At 53.5% G+C, this 22341-nt stretch carries 19 protein-coding genes; 14 read left to right on the top strand and 5 right to left on the bottom strand.

The annotated features are described in order from the left end of the window. Positions 1–117 precede the first annotated feature (117 nt). From pyk to ACO0LC_RS10355, 9 genes are all read left to right on the top strand, one after another. Positions 118–1557 carry a pyruvate kinase gene (gene pyk / locus ACO0LC_RS10395; protein ID WP_423002654.1) on the top strand — a complete coding sequence of 480 codons (1440 nt, stop codon included), beginning with the start codon at positions 118–120 and terminating at the stop codon, positions 1555–1557. Positions 1558–1598: 41 nt separating this feature from the next. Continuing rightward, entirely contained in the window at positions 1599–2663 is a 1065-nt protein-coding gene (gene fba, locus ACO0LC_RS10390; protein ID WP_110256738.1) for a class II fructose-bisphosphate aldolase, read from the top strand. Positions 2664–2937: 274 nt separating this feature from the next. Next, entirely contained in the window at positions 2938–3834 is an 897-nt protein-coding gene (locus tag ACO0LC_RS10385; protein ID WP_423002651.1) for a phosphoribosylaminoimidazolesuccinocarboxamide synthase, read from the top strand. Positions 3835–3838: 4 nt separating this feature from the next. Continuing rightward, the gene (gene purE, locus ACO0LC_RS10380) at positions 3839–4336 is read left to right on the top strand and encodes a 5-(carboxyamino)imidazole ribonucleotide mutase (RefSeq protein ID WP_423002649.1); all 498 of its coding nucleotides are present in this window, start codon (positions 3839–3841) and stop codon (positions 4334–4336) included. Positions 4337–4603: 267 nt separating this feature from the next. Continuing rightward, complete coding sequence (locus ACO0LC_RS10375) at positions 4604–5824, top strand: 5-(carboxyamino)imidazole ribonucleotide synthase (RefSeq protein ID WP_423002647.1); 1221 nt, start codon at positions 4604–4606, stop codon at positions 5822–5824. Continuing rightward, positions 5821–6855: an L-threonylcarbamoyladenylate synthase gene (locus tag ACO0LC_RS10370; protein ID WP_423002645.1), complete on the top strand. Its 1035-nt coding sequence runs from the start codon at positions 5821–5823 to the stop codon at positions 6853–6855. The genes ACO0LC_RS10375 and ACO0LC_RS10370 overlap by 4 nt, the downstream gene beginning before the upstream one ends. 578 nt (positions 6856–7433) lie before the next feature. Continuing rightward, entirely contained in the window at positions 7434–8228 is a 795-nt protein-coding gene (locus ACO0LC_RS10365; RefSeq protein WP_423002643.1) for a class I SAM-dependent methyltransferase, read from the top strand. Positions 8229–8450: 222 nt separating this feature from the next. Beyond that, positions 8451–10940, top strand: coding sequence for a DUF4214 domain-containing protein (locus ACO0LC_RS10360; RefSeq protein ID WP_423002641.1), 2490 nt, complete (start codon positions 8451–8453; stop codon positions 10938–10940). A gap of 239 nt (positions 10941–11179) precedes the next feature. After that, positions 11180–12034, top strand: coding sequence for a C13 family peptidase (locus tag ACO0LC_RS10355; protein WP_423002639.1), 855 nt, complete (start codon positions 11180–11182; stop codon positions 12032–12034). A gap of 107 nt (positions 12035–12141) precedes the next feature. On the opposite strand, the gene ACO0LC_RS10350 is transcribed toward ACO0LC_RS10355, so the two are convergent. Next, entirely contained in the window at positions 12142–12996 is an 855-nt protein-coding gene (locus tag ACO0LC_RS10350) for a rhodanese-like domain-containing protein (RefSeq protein WP_423002637.1), read from the bottom strand. 245 nt (positions 12997–13241) lie between these two features. Further along, complete coding sequence (locus ACO0LC_RS10345; RefSeq protein WP_423002635.1) at positions 13242–13661, bottom strand: hypothetical protein; 420 nt, start codon at positions 13659–13661, stop codon at positions 13242–13244. A 246-nt stretch (positions 13662–13907) separates the two neighbouring features. On the opposite strand from ACO0LC_RS10345, the gene ACO0LC_RS10340 reads away from it, so the two are divergent. Next, positions 13908–14573 carry a hypothetical protein gene (locus tag ACO0LC_RS10340; protein ID WP_423002633.1) on the top strand — a complete coding sequence of 222 codons (666 nt, stop codon included), beginning with the start codon at positions 13908–13910 and terminating at the stop codon, positions 14571–14573. Between the two features lie 313 nt (positions 14574–14886). Here the strand turns inward: ACO0LC_RS10340 and ACO0LC_RS10335 are convergent, their stop codons facing one another. Next, positions 14887–16344 (bottom strand): MFS transporter, encoded by a 1458-nt coding sequence (locus tag ACO0LC_RS10335; RefSeq protein WP_423002631.1) that lies wholly within the window; start codon positions 16342–16344, stop codon positions 14887–14889. A gap of 125 nt (positions 16345–16469) precedes the next feature. Between ACO0LC_RS10335 and ACO0LC_RS10330 the strand changes: the two genes are divergently transcribed. From ACO0LC_RS10330 to ACO0LC_RS10320, 3 genes are read left to right on the top strand one after another with little or no spacing between them, the layout of a single operon-like run. Beyond that, positions 16470–17390, top strand: coding sequence for a LysR family transcriptional regulator (locus ACO0LC_RS10330; protein WP_423002629.1), 921 nt, complete (start codon positions 16470–16472; stop codon positions 17388–17390). 3 nt (positions 17391–17393) lie between these two features. Next, positions 17394–17882, top strand: coding sequence for a hypothetical protein (locus ACO0LC_RS10325; protein ID WP_423002627.1), 489 nt, complete (start codon positions 17394–17396; stop codon positions 17880–17882). Continuing rightward, entirely contained in the window at positions 17879–18442 is a 564-nt protein-coding gene (locus tag ACO0LC_RS10320) for a hypothetical protein (RefSeq protein WP_423002625.1), read from the top strand. The genes ACO0LC_RS10325 and ACO0LC_RS10320 overlap by 4 nt, the downstream gene beginning before the upstream one ends. Positions 18443–18509: 67 nt before the next feature. On the opposite strand, the gene ACO0LC_RS10315 is transcribed toward ACO0LC_RS10320, so the two are convergent. After that, positions 18510–20225: a DUF4214 domain-containing protein gene (locus ACO0LC_RS10315; protein WP_423002623.1), complete on the bottom strand. Its 1716-nt coding sequence runs from the start codon at positions 20223–20225 to the stop codon at positions 18510–18512. Between the two features lie 239 nt (positions 20226–20464). On the opposite strand from ACO0LC_RS10315, the gene ACO0LC_RS10310 reads away from it, so the two are divergent. Further along, a complete protein-coding gene (locus ACO0LC_RS10310; protein ID WP_423002621.1) occupies positions 20465–21598 on the top strand; it encodes a helix-turn-helix transcriptional regulator in 1134 nt (377 codons plus the stop codon). An 85-nt stretch (positions 21599–21683) separates the two neighbouring features. Here the strand turns inward: ACO0LC_RS10310 and ACO0LC_RS10305 are convergent, their stop codons facing one another. Further along, positions 21684–22331, bottom strand: coding sequence for a pyridoxamine 5'-phosphate oxidase family protein (locus ACO0LC_RS10305; protein ID WP_423002619.1), 648 nt, complete (start codon positions 22329–22331; stop codon positions 21684–21686). Positions 22332–22341 lie beyond the last annotated feature (10 nt).

The following is a 22341-nucleotide window of genomic DNA, read 5'->3' as shown; positions in this document are numbered from 1 at the left end:
TGGGTTTTCTCGGTGACCCTCTGTGCCCCCTCTGTGTCTCTGTGGTGAGCTTTTCGGTCTTAATAAGTTTTTCAGGTTTTATGTAATCAACATATAAAAAAATTTTCAGGAGACCAGATGTCACGTGCCACCAAGATTGTTGCCACCATAGGCCCAGCTTCGAATGATCTGGCCACGCTCAAGCGCATGATTAGTGCCGGGGTGAATGTGGTGAGGTTGAATTTCTCGCATGGCAAGGCGCAGGATCATATAGACCGGGCCACCATGGTGCGCCAGGCAGCAGCAGAGTGTGGCCGCGAAATCGCCATCATGGCTGATTTGCAGGGCCCTAAAATCCGTATCGGCAAGTTTGAAAATTCCCGTATCAACTTGGAAAACGGCGACAAGTTCATCCTCGATGCAGACTGCACCATGGGTACGCAAGAACGCGTTGGCCTTGATTACAAAGCTCTGCCACGTGATGTCAGAAATGGTGACCTGCTTTTGCTCAATGATGGTCTCATCGTGCTGGTCGTTGAAAAAGTCGTAGGCAATGAAATCCATACCGTCACCAAGATAGGTGGCGAGCTGTCCAACAACAAGGGCATCAACCGCCAGGGCGGTGGCCTGACAGCACCGGCACTGACCGGCAAGGACATGGAAGACATCAAGACAGCGATGTCTTTTCAGGCCGATTATGTCGCCGTGTCTTTCCCAAAAAATGCGACTGACATGGAAATGGCAAGGCAACTCTCGAATATCGCGGGTGAGCCTTACAACCACAAACCCATGATGATCGCCAAGATAGAACGTGCAGAAGCGATCCCGCTGCTGCAAGAGATACTGGATGCATCCGACGGCATCATGGTCGCCCGTGGTGACCTGGCTGTAGAAGTCGGCAATGCCGCTGTACCAGCATTGCAAAAACGCATGATCAAGATGGCGCGTGCTTCCAACAAGGTGGCGATTACTGCCACCCAGATGATGGAATCCATGATCGTCAATGCCGTGCCTACCCGCGCTGAAGTGTCCGACGTGGCCAATGCTGTTTTGGATGGCACTGATGCCGTCATGACTTCGGCAGAAACCGCATCTGGCAAATACCCTGTAGAAACCGTGGAAGCGATGTCGCTGATTTGCCTGGAAGCTGAAAAATTCCAGGAAAACAAGCTTGACGCCGACTTCCTCAACATGACCTTTACCCGTATCGACCAGTCCATCGCCTATGGCGCGCTGTTCACAGCGCACCACCTGGGTGTGAAAGCCATCGTGGCCCTGACCGAATCGGGTTCTACTGCCTTGTGGATGAGCCGCCACAGTGTTGATGTGCCGCTGTTTGCACTGACACCTAGTGTCGCTACCCAGCGCAAGGCAGCGTTGTACCGCAATGTCCAGACCTTCAATCTGCCTTACTCTGATGACAGGGAAGTGGTGTTGAAGTCTGCCGAAACTGTTTTGCTCGAAAACAACATCGTCACCAAGGGTGACATGATCGTGGTCACCTGGGGTGAACCCATGGGGCAGGTCGGCGGCACCAATGCAATGAAAATTGTCAGGGTAGGCGAGAACCAAGCGTAGCAGGGACAAAGATTTTTTTATAAAGCAATCTGGAGTTAATTATGCCACTCGTATCCATGCGTCAATTGCTGGACCACGCCGCCGAAAACGGTTACGGTCTGCCAGCTTTCAACGTCAACAACCTGGAGCAAGTCACCGCCATCATGCAGGCCGCCGATGAAGTTGGTGCACCTGTCATCATGCAAGCCTCTGCCGGTGCCCGCAAATATGCTGGCGAAGCATTCTTGCGTCATTTGATCGAAGCCGCGGTAGAAGCTTACCCGCACATCCCCGTCGTCATGCACCAGGACCACGGCCAGTCGCCAGCAGTTTGCATGGCTGCGATCAAATCCGGTTTCACGTCCGTGATGATGGATGGTTCGCTGGAAGAAGACGGCAAGAGCGTCGCCAGCTATGAATACAATGTCGAAGTATCGCGTGAAGTGGTCAAGTTTGCCCACTCCATCGGCGTCACGGTAGAAGCAGAACTGGGCGTGCTCGGTTCTCTCGAAACCATGATGGGCGACAAGGAAGACGGCCACGGTGCCGACGGCAAAATGACGCGCGAACAATTGCTGACCGACGTGCAGCAAGCTGCTGACTTCGTCAAACAGACACAATGCGATGCCCTGGCAATTGCCATCGGTACTTCCCACGGTGCTTACAAGTTCTCTCGTAAGCCTACTGGCGATATCCTGGCGATAGACCGCATCAAGGAAATCCATCAGCGCATCCCTAATACACATCTGGTCATGCACGGTTCTTCTTCCGTACCGCAAGAACTGCTGGATGAAATCCGCCAGTTCGGTGGCGACATGAAAGAAACTTATGGCGTGCCAGTGGAAGAAATCGTCATCGGCATCCAGAACGGTGTGCGCAAGATCAACATCGACACCGACATCCGTCTGGCAATGACAGGCGCGATCCGTCGCTACATGTTTGAAAACCCATCCAAGTTTGATCCACGTGATTATTTGAAGCCAGCGCGTGAAGCAGCGAAGCTGGTCTGCAAGGCACGTTATTTGTCCTTCGGCTGCGAAGGCCAGGCAGGCAAGATCAAGCCTATGGCATTGGAAAAAGTGGCAGAGCAGTACAAAAAAGGCGCTTTGGCGCAGATTGTAAATTAAGAAATAAGTTTGTTTCCTCATTCCGGTGTGAGCCGGAGTGGGGGAGTTCAGGGTTTAGACAAAATTGTTGTTAGTGGTTGGGGTGTTTGTAGGTTGGGCTAGTCTCGTAGGTTGGGCTACGTCTTACCAGCCCAACACTTGGCCTCAAAAAATGTATACGTTATTTAAGCGCCGAGTGTTGGGCTGATACCCCGTAGCCCAACCTACAAGGTATACCTACCAAGCCACCAACAATTCTGTGTAAACCCTATCTGACGAAATAAAGAAATCCCTCATGACTACGCAAATCAATTCCACTCTTCATTCCCTGCCTTTGCTGGGCCGTGGCAAGGTACGTGACAATTATGCTGTCGGCGACGACAAGCTGCTCATCGTCACCAGTGACCGCTTGTCCGCATTCGATGTCATCATGAATGAGCCCATTCCTGACAAAGGCCGCGTGCTGAACCAGATGGCGAATTTCTGGTTTGAAAAGCTCGGCCACATCGTGCCTAATCACCTGACTGGTGTTGCACCAGAATCCGTCGTATCAGCAGATGAAGTGGCACAAGTTAAAGGCCGTGCAGTTGTGGCAAAACGCCTCAAGCCCATCATGGTAGAAGCCGTGGTACGTGGCTACATCATCGGTTCAGGCTGGAAAGATTATCAGGATACAGGCGCAATCTGCGGCATACAATTGCCAGCAGGTTTGCCACAGGCAGCCAAGTTGCCAGCGCCTATATTCACTCCTGCTGCCAAGGCAGAAATGGGTGAGCATGATGAAAACATCAGCTATGCAGAAACCGAGCAACGTATAGGCGCAGAACTGGCTGCCAAGATCCGCGACATCAGCATACAGCTCTATACTGAAGCCGCAGAATACGCCGCCACCCGCGGCATCATCATCGCCGACACCAAGTTTGAATTTGGTCTCGATGACAATGGCGTGCTGCATTTGATGGATGAAGTGCTGACCGCTGATTCTTCCCGCTTCTGGCCTGCTGATTCTTATGCCACCGGCATTTCACCACCGTCTTTTGACAAACAGTTCGTGCGTGATTATCTGGAAACCATCACTAGCTGGAAAAAAACCGCACCAGCACCAGCCCTGCCGGATGAAGTCGTGCAAAAAACTGCCGCCAAATACCGCGAAGCACTGGAACGTCTGACTGGCGAAAGCCTGAAGGACTGATGATATGACTATTAAAGATAAAGTTGTCGTCGGCGTCGTCATGGGTTCATCCTCAGACTGGGACGTCATGCAAAACGCCGTCGCCATCCTCAAGGAATTTGGCATAGGCTTTGAAGCCAAAGTCGTCTCGGCCCATCGCATGCCAGATGAAATGTTCAGCTACGCAGAAACCGCTCGTGAGCGCGGCCTGCGCGCCATCATCGCCGGTGCTGGCGGTGCAGCCCATTTGCCGGGCATGATCGCTGCCAAGACCATCGTGCCAGTATTGGGTGTGCCCGTGCCATCCAAATACCTGCGTGGCGAAGATTCATTGCTGTCCATCGTGCAAATGCCCAAAGGCATACCGGTGTCGACTTTTGCAATAGGTGAGGCAGGCGCAGCAAACGCCGCCCTGGCTGCGATTGCAATGCTGGCGACGACCGATGATGCATTGGCCGCCAGATTGATCGAGTTCCGCGAAAAGCAAACGCAAGTTGCACGGGATATGGTGTTGCCGGTTTGAGAGTAAATGATCGTAGGTTGAGTTAACCTCGTAGGTTGGGCTATGTCTTATCAGCCCAACACTCGGCGTTTGAATCACGTATACGTTTGTTGAGGCCCAGTGTTGGGCTGGTGAAGCGTAGCCCAACCTACGGTCCGGCCAATTTACGTACGCGGCCAATTAACGAAAACTTGATATCGCAACCCGGATTTCGATCCGCCTAAATATCCGTATCCCATTTGATTTGTACTATTGTGTACAAACGATCCCTAGTTTGAAATCACTACCATGACCACTCATCCACAGCCCGCCCAGCCCCGCCAGCCATTGCTACCCAACACCCCCGCCAGTTGCCTGGGCATCATGGGTGGTGGCCAACTGGGCCGCATGTTTGCCCAGGCGGCGCAAGCCATGGGTTACCAGGTGGCCGTGCTGGAACCAGAAGCAGGTTGCCCAGCCGCCCAGGTGGCCGACCAGCATATCCAGGCTGGCTATGAAAACCACCCTGGCCTGATGGCGCTGGCCAAAGTCAGCAAGGCCGTTACCACCGAATTTGAAAACGTTCCGGCAGACAGCCTGAGCCTGCTGGCACAAACCAGCTTCGTCGCTCCGGCTGCCGCATGCGTCTCCATCGCGCAGGACCGCCTCGCAGAAAAACATTTCTTCACCCGCTGTGGCGCGACCACGCATGTTTATCCAGCTCCACACTGGGGCATCACTAACCAGGACGACGTCGCCAAGGTCAGCGATGAGCTCTTGCCCGGCATTTTGAAAACCGTGCGCATGGGTTATGACGGCAAAGGCCAGGTGCGAGTACGTGACCGCGCCGAACTCGCTGCTGCCTTCGCAGGCATGAACGGCCAGGTTTGCGTGCTGGAAAAAATGCTGCCACTGGCCTATGAAGTGTCTGTCCTCGTTGCCCGTGGCGTTGATGGCGAAGCAGTCGTGTACCCCATCGCAGAAAACGTCCACCGCGATGGCATCCTGTTCACCACCATCGCCCCCAGCACCCATGTGTCAGCAGATGTTGCCAGCAAGGCGCAAGCTGCTGCCCTGCACATCATTGCCGAGATGGGTTATGTCGGCGTGCTGTGCATAGAATTCTTCGTCCTCAAGGATGGCAGCCTGGTCGTCAATGAAATGGCACCACGCCCGCACAATAGCGGCCACTACACGATCGATGCCTGCATCACCAGCCAGTTCCAGCAACAGGTCAGGGCGCTCGCGCAATTGCCGCTGGGCGATGTGCGCCAGCATTCTGCTGCGGCCATGCTCAATCTCCTGGGCGATGTCTGGTATGAAGGCGACACCGACACCATGCGTGAACCCGCCTGGGACCAGGTGCTGGCCATCCCCGGTGCGCACCTGCACCTGTACGGCAAGGTAGAAGCCCGCCGTGCCCGCAAGATGGGGCACATCACTTTCGTCGCCATGACCATGCCAGCGGCCCAGGCCAACCTCAGCAAGGTGTGCGCCATCCTTGGCATCGCCGCACCGGAGTGGGCATGAAGTCGCAAGCCAGTACGCCTGAGGCAATCGCACAGGCAGCACAAGCACTGGAAAGCGGCCAACTGGTCGCCTTCCCGACCGAGACCGTGTATGGCCTGGGTGCAGATGCCGAAAACCCGGTCGCCGTTGCCAATATCTACGCCGCCAAGGGTAGGCCATCGAATCATCCTGTGATTGTTCACGTCGCCCCAGGTGCTGACATCAGCTACTGGGCTAAGGATATCCCGGCAGAAGCGCAGCAACTGATAGACGCCTTCTGGCCCGGTCCATTGACCCTGATCTTGAAACGCGCCGACCATATCCCCGACGCCGTCTCCGGCGGGCAAGACACGGTTGGCATACGCTGCCCATCGCACCCTGTGGCACAAGAACTCTTGCGCGCCTTCAAGGCAGGCAAGGGCGGTGTGGCTGCGCCATCGGCCAATAAATTCGGTCACGTCAGCCCCACCATGGCAGCCCACGTAGAAGAAGAATTCGAGCAAGAGATACAGCCCGGTGGCCTCATCGCCCACATACTCGATGGTGGCCAGAGTGACGTCGGTATAGAATCAACAATAGTTGACCTCAGCCGCCTCGCCACCCACGGCCCTGTACTGCTGCGCCCCGGTCACATCACCGTCGCCCAAATGGCCGCCGTGCTGGGTGTTACCCCAGCCGCCCCAGACGCTGCCGCCCCACGCGCTTCTGGCACACTGGACGCCCACTATGCACCGCATACGCCTGTGATCCTGGTCGAAGCTGCAGAACTGGACGACACCGTCAACCGCCTGCACGCCAAAAACAAAAAGCTCGCCCTCATGAGCTACCAGGCCCACCCTGCCATCCACGCAGAAGCATGGCGCCACCTGCCAGCCGACCCGGTAGGCTATGCCCATGACCTGTACGCAGGTCTGCGCGAACTCGATCATGCCAATGCAGATTTGATTTTGGTAGAAGCCCTGCCGCAAGACAAAGACTGGCAAGGCGTGAATGACCGTTTGCGCCGGGCGGCGTTTGATTCAAGGGATGTGTTAAGGGGGATGTTGGAGTAAGGTGGATGTAATTTCAATTTCTGCTGTCCGGTAGGAGCGGCGTCAGCCGCGAAATTTTTGCGGCATGAGCCATGCTCAATATCAGATACTTTGCGCACAGGCTATTCGCGGCTGAAGCCGCTCCTACAGAAGAGACAGCCAGTAGGGTGCGTTATAACGCACCGTTCTCTGCATTGCTCCCATATTCGTTTTACCATCACAGCCAGTGCGTTGCAACGCATCCTACGGAAGGCACAGCATCCCGCGTAGGTATGTCAAATAACTGCAGGCGCCTCGATAAAAGAGAATGTTCACCATGTGAAATTGATTGGCGATTCAAGTTGATGGTTTATATGGTTTTATGGAGGAACGCAAAATCTTTTTTTTATTCGTTTATATTTCTCGATTGCGCCGTATTGCATGCGTACGATTACGCGCTGCTAATCGTACCTACATTTTCCAAGGCACCTTGCGTGCTACAGCCCAGCCCCGCCTCAAAATGACAAATGTCATCAAATACTGGTGACACGCTCCACTGTCGCATGCGCGTCTATGTGTAGATAATCATCCCATTCCAACCAGTTCACAAAGGACAGTATATGAACAAGGCTAATGTTGAACGTCCTGACTATGGTATCGATGCGCCGGGCGTGATACGCAATCTGTTGATTTTTGCTGCTGTCGGCCTGGCTTGCTGGGCTAGTGTCAAACTGGATTACTGGTCCGGCCATTTGGTCGTTCCTGTCGGTCTTGGCAATGTTGATGTCGATCTGGCTGGTACTGGTTTAGCCACAGGCTTGGGCATGATTTTTACTGCCTTGTGGATGCTCTGGGATAGCAAGATAGGTAAAATCCGTGGTCGTGAAGAGATGCTGCAACGCCTGCAATGGAAAGGAGATGAGCAAGTGCTTGATATAGGCTGTGGTCGTGGGCTCTTGCTTAATGCTGCCGCCAGGCGTCTCACTACAGGTAAGGCTACCGGCATAGATCTGTGGCAAAGTGAAGACCTCTCAGGTAACACGCCCGGCGCCACATTGGAAAACGCTCACCGTGAAGGCGTCGCCGACAAGGTCAATATACAGACCTGCGACATGCGCAAGCTGCCTTTTGCCGATGGCAGTTTTGATTACGTCGTTTCACGCTTTGCGATCCACAATCTCTACGACGCTGAAGAGCGCGCCAAGGCGATTGCAGAAATTGCTCGCGTCCTCAAACCTGGTGGCCAGGCACTCATCGATGATATTCGTCACGGCAAGGAATATGCCACCAGCTTTACAAAAAGCGGCTGCAGCGACATTCAGTTCCTGGGATCAAAACTGGTGGGCGGGCTGGCTACGCTGATTTCTTTTGGCTCATTGCGGCCAGCTATGTTGTGGGTAAAGAAGGCGAAGTGAGATTTCTGATCTATGCATCATCGGCGCGGTTTGCGTTGTAACACACCGATTTTTTATTGCCAGGGTCAAGACCAATAATCTCAACGCAGAAGCGAGTAGTCAGGGAAAAACTTGGCATGAGCTTGCTTCTAAGATCTGTTGTTATTCCCTGTTTTTGATTGTATCTATTGAAGTTCGTAGTATATGCTGGTGAGTAAATCATGCTCGCCAGGGTGTCTGCTCATGCCAAACGTCAATATCACTTATAAAGATGTCGCAGGGAAATTGGCAGCTTTGCCGCTGCTGGCTGCCACCATCAATGCGGCAATCAAATATCTCGATCAGTTTGTGGTCTTCAAGGGCACGATAGATATCCAAGTCAATGCAGATATCACTTCTACCGGGCGTTTTAGTGGTACTTACACGTCCGCCTATCTTGGCAAGAAAAATGGCCTGGATGTGTATGAAGCTTCGCAAGCTACAGAATCACGCACGGGTGTCGATCCCTCTCCGGACAAGCCTGACCTGATTATCAATATCGACCCAACCTCATCCTATGCCAGTGGTCTGTACTGGGACCCCAATATTGCCAATAGCATAGGCGGCAAGGTCGATGCCAATAAGGTCGATGCTTTCACGGGGATTTTGCACGAGATTTTGCATGGCATGGGTTTTCTTGGCAACCGTGATGAATTTGGTAAATTGCCAGGCAATTATGAATCTGTCTGGGATTCATACATGAGCATCAATAGCAATAATACTGCCACTCTGGGTGGCCCTGCCGTTGTTGCCCTGTTGGGTGAGCCGGTGGAGGTGCGCGTAGGTGGCAGCCAGAGCATGTATCACCTGGGCACGGGCCCCACTTTGGCTGACAGCAAGATGCCCTGGCTGGAGGCCAGCAATTTCAACGGCTATTATTATATCTATGGTGAACGTTACCTGTTAGGCCGGCTGGAACTGGCCATGTTGCAGGACATGGGCTGGACACTCAAGCCTACCACCATGACCAATGTGACCAACATCTGGGACAATAAGATCGCTCCGCTGTATCTGGTAGGCTGGGATACGGATGAGCAGCTCATCGGTGACGTCAAGGATGACCGTATCGAAGGCCGGGGCGGTAATGATACGCTGGTCGGTGGCCTCGGTGATGACAGCCTGTATGGCGGTGCCGGCAATGATTTTCTGTACGGTGATGGTGGCAATGATGTGGCGGTTTTTTCTGGAAACATCAATGACTATACCGTGACTTACAATGTCAGCAATAACAGTTATACCGTCAGGGACAGCGTCAGCAATCGTGATGGTACGGATACGATTTTTTCGGTTGAAAACCTGAAGTTTGCCGATGGCACCAGGACACCTGCCAGCCTCATCAACAACCCCAACGCGGGTACTGGCAGCGGTACGACCATCAATGGCAGCACAGGCAATGACACCCTGACAGGCACCTCAGGCAGTGACAGCATCAATGGCCTGGCCGGTGATGATAACTTGCGCGGTGGTGCTGGCAATGACAGCTTGTATGGTGGCGATGGCACTGACACCGCGTTTTTCACCGGCAGCATAGCCGACTACACGGTCAGCTATGATGCAGCCAGCAGCAGCTATACTGTGACAGACAAGGTCAATAGCCGCGACGGTACGGATACTCTTTATTCCATAGAATTGCTGTCATTTTCTGATGTCATCAATATCCGCCCTGGGTTGTTGCTTGCTGTGCCCAGCCTGACTATCAATGGCGGGCCTGACAATGATTATCTGCTGGGCACCACAGGCAATAACACCATCAATGGGCTGACAGGTAATGACACCCTGGTCGGTGGCGCCGGTGACGACAGCCTCTATGGCGGCGACGGTAATGATACTGCCATCTACACTGGCAATGCGGGTGACTACACCGTCACTTACAATGCATCCAGCAGCAGTTACACCATCCAGGACAAAACCAGCAACCGCGACGGTACTGACACTGTATATTCGATAGAGATACTGAGTTTTGCCGATGGCAACCGGACCCCGGTCAGCATGCTGGGCAGCGACCTCATTGGTATCACCATCAACGGCAGCACGAGCAATGAAGCCCTCACCGGCACGGCAGGCAATGATTCCCTGTACGGCTTTGCCGGCAATGATACGCTGACAGGCGGTGGGGGAAATGACTTGCTGGCCGGTGGCGATGGGCTGGACACGGCCAGGTATACCGGGCTGCGTGCCAGCTACAGCATCAGCAAGAGCAAGGATGGCCAGTCATGGACCATCACCGATGTCGTTGGTAGCGAAGGTGTGGACCAGCTCTTTGGCATAGAGCGCCTGCAATTCAAGGACCAGGCCCTGGCGCTGGATGTCAATGGCACGGCAGGCCAGGTGTATCGCTTGTATCAGGCTGCATTTGACCGCAAGCCTGATCTGGTTGGCCTGGGTTACTGGATCAATGACATGGACAAGGGCTCCAGCCTGACCCAGGTTGCGGCCGGTTTTTTCCAGTCGCCTGAATTCCAGCAACTGTATGGTGTCGCCCCCAGTAATGCCACCCTGATTACTAATTTCTATCAAAACGTCTTGCACCGCGCGCCTGACCAGACCGGTTTTGATTACTGGCTCGACCAGCTCAATACAGGCAAAATCAGTGCTGCCGGTGTGCTGGCCAGTTTTTGCGATAGCCCTGAAAATCAGGCACTGGTCGCCAGCGCAATACAAAACGGCATAGACTATACGCTCTGGCTTGCTTAGCCAGTGCTGGCACTGACATGCCCGCCTATTTCCTTCACTTGCGGCTCAGTGGATGTGAAGCATTGCAGCATGCCAGGGCGCGCAGTGGTCGGGAGTAAGCTCCCCCAGAGCAAATAGATTGCTACACTTCCCAAGTCTGCCTGCATGATGGACGTATCACTCTACATTAAGCCATGACACATTTTTTAACAAATGTTATGATAGCCAGCTTGATCGTATAAAAATTGGTGTGGAGATAAATGAAGAAACTTTCCTGTTCCCTGTGGATGGCTGGCTTGCTGACATTGTTGTCTGCTTGCGCGGTCAAACCTGGTGTTACTGGCCTGAACCCCAGCCAGGACAAGGCACGTGAGATGAGTGATCAACTGATGGCACAGCAAAGGCTGGCCAATCAGGAAAAAGCCAATGCCATCAGCCATCACCGTGTCTGGTATGCCGGATTTGGCTTGCATTCGGGTTCCAGGGCTTTTCTCGGTGATGTGCAACTGACCAGGCAGAGGCTGGCAGAAATCAATCCTGAGCTGATCAGCTACAGCTTTGATAATGAGCTGCATCAAGACAAGCTCGATGCCCCTTTTGCCCATCTGGGCAGCATAGACCAGACCGCCAGGGATATTGCCCGCCAGGCCAGGGAGGGCGATGTAGTCACGATCATGCTGAGCAGCCATGGCTATACTGATCTGGTCGCGGTAGAAATAGGCAACAAGCCTTCTGCGCCGATCTGGACGCGCTATCTGAAAACGGCTCTTGCACCCTTGGAAAAATTTCCTACGGTGCTGATCATTTCTTCCTGTTATTCAGGTTCGCTGATCTCGCAATTACAGGCACCGAACCGCATCATCATGACTGCTGCGGCACAAGACAAGACCTCATATGGTTGCCAGGCACTGGCGCATAATACTTTTTTCATTGATGCCCTGTTTGGCAGCAAACTCGACGCCGGGCAAAACCTGATGCAGGTGTTTGAACATACCAAAGAACTGGTATCAGAGCGCGAGAAGAAAGAAAAAGTTGATCCCTCATTGCCGCAGATTTTTGTTGGCGAAAAAATGCAGGCGTATGTACAGCAACCTTTGAAATCCTGGTTGCAATAGCATTTAGTGAGTCTGGCGCAAGCATCATCATTGCGCGACGCCAAAAAAATAAACAGGGCCATCACAGGATGGCCCTGGGTTTATAGTACGGCCAGGTATCAAATACTTTACTGGCGCAACACCGTCAATAGCGGCACGGCTTTCACCACAGGCAATTTTGCTGCTTGCCAGGCAGCGACGCCGCCGCGATACCAATACAGATTGGAATAGCCCATGTCTTTGAGGCGAACCAGGGTATTGATGCTCATCCAGCATTCTTCCGAAGCGCAAAATACCGCGATGGCTGCATCTTTTTGCGGGAAATTTTTCTTCATGAGCGCAAGCAAGTCTGCATCCAGATTTTTATTGAAGGCAGCCTCCGGGTCATCGGCAAGATTGGCAGCACCATCGAGAGAGATCGCGTATGGCAGGGTCATGCTGGTATTGTCTATGCCCAGGGCATCGATCACGCTGATTTGTTTTTTTGCGAGTTTTTCTGCCAGCTCAGGTGTGCTGATATTTTTTATGCCTTCTATGCTGGTAGGCGTGGCGTAATGAAAACCTTCACTACCGAGACGGATATGTTTTGCCGGTGGTAAAAACCAATCACCAGTTTCATAATCTTGATAACCGTTCTGGACTTTGAAATTTTTGATCGCCATCTCAGACTGAGACAGGAAAAGTGCATATTTGTCCTGGAAGGCGTCATCATCAAGGTCATACAGTTGGCAGTGGCTCTTGCTGCGGCGCTGGCAATTTGCCAGGGCCAAGCGTATAGCTTGAATGTCGTTACTCGCGCCATAAGCTGTACCCCAGGCACCATCTGCCGCCACGGCAAAGGCCTTCTTGGTTTTATGCTCCTTGTATTTTTCAAACCCGGCTTGGGCGCTCTTGCCCAATTCAAATTGATAGGGCCAGATATCTTGGGCTTGAACAGCGCCTAGCGCGCAAAAATAAAGCGTCAAAAAAACGGAGGATTTCATGTGTGAGAATAATAAAGTTGGATCACATAGTCAGTCAGAGGCCCCGCATTTTTTTACCATGGCACTCATGGTGGGCAATGCGGGATTTTCATACCTGATGCTATTTTACATTATTTAACTTTCATGTGAATCAAAGCCTTTAACTGCAATGTGCAGTGCCAGGACTGAGGCTGGGATAACGCCGCTCCTACGGGACTAGCCTGGTAGGGTGCGCCACGCTCACCATCTTCCACCTACCCACTGCCTCATTGCGCTGGCTTGGTCGTCACTGTCAATTCACGCAAGATGCCGCCAAGTTCTGCACTGCCGGACTGTGTTCCTTTTCCGCGCATGCGTTGCAGGCAGTATTCGCGGTCTGCTGCAGCATGGGCTTCGCAGCGGCGTTCGCGGTTGCGCTGGAGTTGTTCTTCGCTCTCGGTGCTGAGGCTGCCAGCCCGGGCTTGCTGCCTGGCTGCACCGGCCTCGCGCAGGCAGGTTTCTTTGGATTGATGGGACTGCCCTTTGTCACAGAGGCTGCGCTCATATTCATAGCGTGAACGAGCGCGGGTATCTTCGCGATCGGCTGCCACGCAAGTACTGATGAGCAGGACGGATGAAATGATGCCAGCAATCAAACCTGCAGGCTTCAGATTGCTGGTGCTGGATTTTGTTGAAAAGTGCTTCATGGTATGACCTCATGGAAATGGTAAAGATTCTGTACATGCAGGTGTGGGCTTGCATCATGGCATTGCCATCACGCCCGTCATTATCTTGTCACTGATATGAGTGTAGTCGCCAGCGCATGATGCTTCTGCGTGTTAGCGCACATTCAGGGCATTAAGTGCATGGCAAGCGATGACATCAAGTATCATACCCACTCTGCACATGCATCCATGCCTTGTTAGATAGATTATGAGAGAGATCAATAACCCATGAAACTTGCCGCAACTATCCAATTCGCCGTCTTGTTGCTGGGGACGGTACTGTACCAGGGCAGCCAGGCGCAACAAAGCCTGGTCTTAGGCAAAAAAATGCCCGCCACGGCACCGGCGCTGCGTGATTTTGTGCCACCCGGCTGGATGATAGAAAGCCAGGTCAGTGGTGATCTCAATGGCGACGGTGTGGCCGATATTGCCGCCGTGCTGGTGGAGGGCAAGGGGGCTGCGGATGACAGGCAACGCGGCTTGATCGTGCTACAGGCGAATGCGGGCAAGGGCTACAGTTTATTGGGCAGCAATGGCAAGCTGCTGCAATGCCAGGGTTGCGGTGGTGTCAAGGATGGCGTCAACGTCGCCATCAAAAACGGCGTGCTGGTCGTCAGCCAGTACAGTGGTTCGCGTGAATACTCAGTCTACACCTGGCGCTTCCGCCTGGACGCAGCCAGCCAGCGACTGCAAATGATAGGGATAGATGAAGAAGATGCAGATGGCATGCTGGGCAAGGGTTCCACCGTCAGCACCAACTTGCTGACTGGCCAGCAAATCAGTGAGAGCTATCAATACGACGAAAAACGCGATCGCAAAGTCATACTTGGTTCAAAGAAAAGCAAGATCGCTAAAAGCCTTGGCTGGCTGGAGGATGTGGTGGGGAATCAATAAGCGTATGACGTCAGAGATTGGTTTTAAGCAGGCTTTGTTGCGGGATGGGACTGCGTCAATCCAGTCTGCTTTTGCGATTTTGTAGGAGCGGCTTTAGCCGCGAATGCCTTGCCGTGTCGTTTGAAGTCAAGACCAAAAATCCCAAGACAGAGGACAGTCGAGTAGGGTGCGTTATAACGCACAGCTGGCGACGGTAAAACGAGGGCGATATCAATGCAGAAATCGGTGCGTTGCAACGCACCCTACCAATTGCGGTATCGCGCAGGGCGCATAGATTGCACCGGCGGTGATATTCAATAATGGTGCAGGGTTTTCAATCCTCTGATTTTACGTCCCGCCTGACCCAGCAACGACCAACACCCGCTATCCCCAGCGCCACCACCAACATCACCCCCGCCACCATAAACGTGATCCGCATGCCATCTGCAATTGCTACTGGCGCGGCCACCCTGATATCACTGCTGGCTGTTGCCCAGGCAAATACGGCACCCATCAAAGTTGCGCCAGTGATGAGGCCGAGATTGCGCGAGAGGTTGAGCATGCCGGAGATGAGGCCGCGTTGCGTGGGCTGGATGTCTTGCATGACGGCGGTATTATTGGCGGCCTGGAATAACTGATAGCCCGGTGTGAGGATGGCGATGGCGATGAGGTAGCCAGCAATGCCCAGTATGGCAGGCAGCAGGGCCAGGGCGAATGCGCCTGCGGCCATGGAGATGAGCCCGGCGATGACTGTGGCCTGCGCACCCAAGCGGTCAACCATGCGGCCTGCGATGATGCCGCTGCATGCCGAGATGACAGGGCCTATGGACATCATCAGGCCGACCATGGCATCGCTAAGCGCCAGTGAGCGCGACAGGTAAAAGGGACCAACCACCAGGGTGGCCATCATGACGGTGGCGACCAGGGTATTCATGGCCAGGCTGGCGCTGAGCGTGATATCGCGCAACATCGCAGGGCGTATCAATGGCGAGGCGACCTTGCCCTCGGCCAGCATGAACAAGGCTGCACCCAGGATGGCGGCCAGCAACAGCGCCAGATTAAGTACACCAAAATGCCCGCGACCCAGGGTCATGGCCAGTGCATAGGCAGCCAGTGTCAGTGCCAGCAGCAATGTGCCAGTGTGGTCAAAACGGGTGCTGGCTGTGTTGCTGGCTGGCTGATCCTGCGGCAGGTAGCGACGGGCCAGGATAAAACTGATGATACCTAAGGGCACATTGACAAGGAAGATGGCGCGCCAGTTGAGGCCCGCGATCAGCATGCCACCCAGCGAGGGGCCCAGGGCCGTGCCGACGGCAGACATGGTACCCAGCAAGCCCATGGCACTGCCGGTTTTTTCTTTGCTGACGGTTTCACCGACAAAAGCCATGGTCAGCGCCATCATGACGGCGGCCCCCAGGCCCTGCGTTGCGCGAGCGGCGATCAGCAGGAGCAAGCTTGGGGCCGCACCACACAGGGCAGATGCGATGGTAAACAGGGCTATGCCTGCCAGCAACAGGCGTTTGCGGCCTATCAGGTCGCCCAGGCGACCTACGCTGACGATGAGGGTGGTGATGGCCAGCAGGTAGGCAACCACTACCCATTGCACTTGCTGGAATGAGGCATTGAATACATGAGTCAGGGTTGGTAATCCCACATTGGCAATGCTGGTGCCCAGCGAGGATAGCAGCATGGACAGGGAAAGGCTGGCGAGTATCCAGCGGACCTGGCTTGCGGCTGGAATACCGTTAATAGCGGGAGTAGTGGCAGTAAGGGGAGGGGAGGTAGCTGGCATTTTTTGCTGACATGGATGGCGATGTCCCATCATAGGCTTGGAATATTCATGGCGGAAGACGCATGATTTGCACTTTATTCATGCACCAGACGCCATGTCAGCTTAAAGCGCGTTAAAATAAATGCATGTCCATCCCCGATCTCAATTTATTGCTTACCCTGGATGCGGTGCTGACCGAAGGCAGCGTCGCCCGTGCCGCCACCCGCTTGCGGCTCAGCCCCTCCGCCATGAGCCGGGCGCTGGCGCGCTTGCGCGAGACTACCGGTGACCCTTTGCTGGTCAGGGCAGGGCGTGGCCTGGTACCCACCCCCAGGGCGCTGGAATTGCGCGAACAGGTCAGCCAGCTGGTACAGCATGCGCAGGCGGTATTGCGACCGGCAGAGCAGTTGAACCTGGCACAATTGCAGCGCAGCTTTACCCTGCGTACCAGCGATGGCTTTGTCGAAAACTTTGGCCCCGCCCTGATCGCCTGCATCAGCGCAGAAGCGCCGGGTGTGCGTCTGACTTTCATGCCTAAATTGAACAAGGACAGTGCCTTGCTGCGTGATGGCAGCGTGGACCTGGAAACCGGCGTGGTTGGCGACGCCATCAGCCCCGAGGTGCGCACCCGCGCCTTGTTCCGCGACCGCTTCATCGGCGTCATGCGCCAGGGTCATCCACTGAGTCAGTTGGCCATGACACCAGCCGTGTATGCCTCAGGCCAGCATGTGCTGGTGGCCCGCCGCAGCCTTAGCAAAGGGCCGTTGGCCGAGGTGCTGAAACCGTATGGGCTGGAAAGGGATGTGCTGACGACTGTGGGTGGCTTTTCTGCGGCGCTGGCACTGGCGCGGGCATCTGACTTGATCGCTACCGTGCCAGAGCGGCACACCGGCAATTTGCGCACCGGCATGCATAGTTTTGAGCTGCCATTTCCAACGCTGGAAATTACCGTGTCCATGCTATGGCATCCGCGCATGGATGCCGACCCTGCGCATCGCTGGTTGCGCAATTGTTTGTGGGAAGTGTGTGCGGAGCAGGCTGTTGAGCTTGCAGCGCAGAAAGTATAAATCATGCCAGTCACCCCATTTCACTTTGGTCTGGGTGCAGCCCTCAAGGCGGCCGCACCTGGCCGCTTCAGTTTTTTATCATTTGCTGCAGTGAATGTGCTCATCGACGTCGAGTCTTTTTATAATTTGATGAACGCCCGGTTCCCTGTGCATGCCTTCTTCCACACCTATCTGGGTGCAACCCTGATGGCGGGTGCGACCATCTTGCTCTTCCTGCTGGCTCGTTGGTGCAGCACGCGCTTTTACCTGCCCAATCCTTACCGCTGGCAACAACTGAGTCTGTTGCAAGTCACTCTTGGAGCACTGCTGGGCGCACTTTCGCATGTGGTATTTGACAGCATCATGCATGCTGATATCCGGCCTTTGCATCCCTTCAGTGATGAAAATGTGTTGTATGAAATCATCCCCGTGTATTACCTGCATGTGGTGTGCGTGTTTTTGGGCGTACTGGGGCTGATCGGTATTGATGTGCGGCGGGCGGATGAGGTATGAAAGATATTTTTTGCGCTTTGCTATTCTTGTACGCGATTATTTCTCCAGCTACTGTGATCGCGGAAGAGGGAGATAAGGCTGTCGTGCAGTTTGAAACCTATGCTCAAGTAGAAATCGGTCGTGTAGCAAACTTACCTGAACAACTGGTGGTGGCAGGTGAAATTGTCAGCATCAAAAAAAGACATGGTGGCTGGCTATGGATAGTAAGGGAAAGCGCTTATCCAGACGGCTGGATAGCGATGACTAAAGTCATTTTTCAGCAGCAATTTACAGCAGTGCCCAGATGGGAAGATGTCAGTCGTATTGAGGTAAGTGGCGGTGACTATGAGGCGCATTACAAACTGCATCTCGACGGCAGTTTTGAGGTGCGTGAAACTGCCATGCGTGGCGAGGATGAATATTATCTTGTTAAACGCCATGGACACCTGCTGCGCCATGGCAAGCTGGTGTGGGCCAGGGTTGGCGATGAACCGCTCAAATCAAGCAGGATATTTCTCTTGCATGAAGGCGATCGCTCTTGCCAGTTGCTAGACAACATAGCAGGCTGCGAGGCGCATTAAGTGCAGGCACGTGCAGGCATGCGCATGCTCGCCCTAGCTTAGGATGACATCTGTTCTCATGGTTGCTCTACAGGCCATACGGCTGGTAAAAGATGCCATCGGTAATTTTGCCAATAATCTGTGCCTGGTTTTCCGGGCTTTCGCTGAAGCTGACCAGCAGGGTAGCCTTGGTTTGTATGCCGCGGTTTAATTCGTCAAGCCAATAATTGTAGCCGACCTGGTCGGGTGCTCTGTGCAAGATATTCTGGTACAAGTTGGTGAGGAAAGTGGTATTGCTGGGATTGCTGCCGTACAGCGTCTTGAATTCGGGCGAGATAATAAAATTGTTGGCGACTGAAGTCAGTGTTTCGCCACGGTCCAGGGCACCGATCCAATAGCCTATGCCTATCAGGTCAGGCTCGCGGTTAAAGGCTGCCTGGTACAGGCGGTAGGCTTCTCCGGCAGCACCCTTGATGTCAAAGGCAATGCTGATGTCGGGGAAGCGCAGGCGCTCTATATTGGTAAGGTGATCAATATTCGGTGGCAAATTATGGCCAACTGGAATGACGTTGACTAAATCTTCCACTGTCATCCCTGTTGCAGTTTGCGTAATTGTATAGTTCTTAACGGTACGACTGGAGCCTGCGACATGAGTAAGGTAATTTCCTTCATAGACTGAGGTGTCAATGCCGTCACCACCATCAATATAATCTCCACCGAATCGACCCGTAATCACATTATTGGCTGCATTGCCGGTAATGGAGTCACCATAGACAGAATCACTGCCTATCGCATTCTCGATAACGGTGCCAAAGGCGATATAGACATTTTCACCATCCAAATTTTTCAGTTCCTGTTGTAAACCGTCTCCTCTATTGAAAAACTGGTTTGGGGTGGCGTAACCAATATTGCTGAAATGCCCCTCGCGCAAATCTATCCCGACAGGCTGTGACGAAGAGGCGTATTGTGAGCCACTGGTCTTGCTATAGTTGCTGGCAGCAATGGTGTCATTACCACCAGCATCCCAGATGGTGATGTATTGAAAATCAGAATTCTGCCAGTCGCCAAGATACCTGGATGGTGTATTAAAGGTATATACGTCATCGCCAGTATGATTGTTTTTATTCGGTCCGTATAAACTTTGAATAGCGAGAATATCGTAAAGCATGGGGGTAGAACTATAGGCATTGTAGGGATGCGCCTCATAAGTCATCACTGTATTACCTGGTTTGTTTTCAGTAGATGGCAAAGGTGCTGTAGTGCGGTTTTCGCCCGTCAGAACGAAGGGATGTGATAGACCGAGCGCATGGCCAATTTCATGCAGCAGGGTATGAAAGTTACGAGTGGCAGTGTTATCCAATGTGGGAGACTTTGGCTCAAAGCTTTGATTGGCGGTAGCTGGATTGAGCCAAATATCGCCTGCAGATGGTGAAGTTGAGGGCTGATATGCCTCACCCAGCACGTTGCCCGTGACCTGGTTGCTAAAAGCGAAGCGCAATTGTCCTACGCCGAGGCCGTCATCGACTTCGACAAAATGGAGATCCGCAACCGCCGCCCAGGCTGCCAGTGCGTCCCTGACAGCGGTTTGCTGCGCGGCGCTCAGTGGAAACCAGCCAGCACTGATTTGCCCTTGCCCATAATTCGTTCCTCCCGGAAAGTAGGCGGAGCCAGATGGAAAACTGTAAGTGATCGTGTGACCGCTCCAGATAAAAGGTCCCGCAGGGTTGGATAGCAGTGCGTTGATTCTGTAATCTGTCGATGGCAATTTAAAGATCACGTCAGAAGGTGCATCAAAGCGAGCCATATTGTTCTCTCTTTCGTCAAGTTCAAGTTCCCCGGGCGCTTAACAAAGTCTGTTGCTGGCCTGCATGGCTTTCTGGATGGATTTCCTGATTTTTGAATGTTGGCAAGGCACATCAGTCATGTCGCTGGTAAAAGTATGTTAAGTTTCTTCGATTGAAAAAACATCCTCCATTTGAAGGATGTCATGTCTGTTTCCATGCTGTTTTTAATGACAGGATTGTCTTCTTGGATGGAAAATTGATGGCACACTTGCATGTACTGGAACAAGATCCCCTGGATCAGATCATTGCGCAGTTTTACCGGGGTGTGCTCGCTCCGGATGCCTGGAGCAGCGGGCTTGCCATGCTGGCCAGTCTGGCAGGTAGTGAACATGCAGCCATCACGACTTGGAACCGCAAAACCAATCGTGCCGATATCAGTGAAAGTGTGGGCCTGCCTGAAAATTGCCTGTCGGATTACATAGAGCATTATTGCGAGCTTGATCCCGCGCGGGTATGGGTAGACAAGTTGCCCATTTGCAGCTGGTATGTGGATCACCATCATGTTGGTGCGAAGATGATGCAGCGCAGCGCTTTTTACCCTGACTTCATGCAAAAACATGGGCTCAGTTCGCTGGTGGCGATAAAATTCCTGAAAGAAAATTCTGTAGAGAGTTTTCTGGTGATACAGCATGGTACTGGATTGCCTTACGACAAGCAGATTGATCCGCATCACTTGTCCAGATTGATACCGCATATCAGACAGGCGGTCAAAATTCGTCTGCATATAGAATACCTGGCCGGACAAGCTGCTATTGCCGAAGCTGCATTGAATCAGATTCAGTTGCCCCTTATTGTCTGTGATCAGGATGGACGTATTCAATACGCCAATTCGCGGGTAGAGTCTTTGCTGCAGATGCAGCTTGTATTGGCAGTGCAGGATGGCTGCATCCTGGCACGTGACCGCAATGCAAAGCAACTCGCAAAATTGATACGCCTGGCCTGTGGTGCGCATGGCCCGGCCAGCGCTGGCGGTGTGCGCCTGGGTATGGATGCGCTAAACGACTTGCAAATAATAGTCACGCCCTTGCCGCTACACTTGGGCAACATCGGCCAGGCACACGCCAGCTTTGCCCTGATACTGATACATGATCCGGCCATGCCTTTGAATTCTCATGAACTTGTGCTCAAGCAAATATATGGATTAAGCATGGCCGAAGCGCGCGTCACTATTGCTTTGGCAGGAGGCGCAACACCGGCAGAAATCGCGCTGCAACTTGGCGTCTCCATGAGTACCATAAGGTCACAGTTAAAAGCGGTATTTCGTAAAACTGGTACGGCCAGGCAAACAGAATTGCTGCGCCTGCTTTCTGCCTTGTTTATCGCCAATTGCTGAGACTATGGTTCATGCAAATTCCAGGCAAGTGAACGGTAATTTGCAAATGGTGATGCCTGGCAGATTCTGATATTCCTCTTTACTATCACTTGACCCATTCACGCACATAATCCGGCTCGGCCACATTGCATAGGCTGTCAATGACAGGCTGGGTGTGTACCTGGGCGAAGGGCAGCACGCCCGCCCACACCGGGATGTCCATGTCTTCATCATCATCCTGCGGGCCGCCTGTGCGTATCTTGACAGCGGCTTCATCCAGGGCGATGCGCATGATGGTGGTGGCGGCCATTTCCTTGTCATTGCCCGGCCTGCACTGGGTTTGCCTGCCGGGGGCGAGTTTTTCCATGAACAGGGCCAGTGCCTCATGTTTGTCGGCTTGATCCTGTACTTTTTCAAAGCAGCCATAGATGACGGCAGAGCGATAATTCATGGCATGATTGAAGGCGGAACGGGCCAGGACCAGGCCATCGAGATGGGTGATGGTGACGCAGGCCTGGATGCCGCTCGTCAGTATCCTGGTCAGGCGGCCACCGTTGGAGCCGTGGATATACAAATACTCTCCTTGCCGCCAGCAGGCGGTGGGGATGCAATGCGTGCCTTTGGCATCCTGGAAGGCGATATGGCATAGATAGGCGGCATCAATGACGGCATGCAGGCTGCTTTGCTCATAGCTGGCCAGTTCTGCCAGGCGGCGTATGCGGGTTCGGTCTGTGGGGGCGCTGCTGGTGTTCATGGTGGTTTTC

The sequence above is a fragment of the Undibacterium sp. JH2W genome (genome assembly GCF_049340425.1).
In the GTDB taxonomy this organism is placed as follows: domain Bacteria; phylum Pseudomonadota; class Gammaproteobacteria; order Burkholderiales; family Burkholderiaceae_D; genus Undibacterium.
This window is presented reverse-complemented; position numbering and strand designations above follow the sequence as displayed.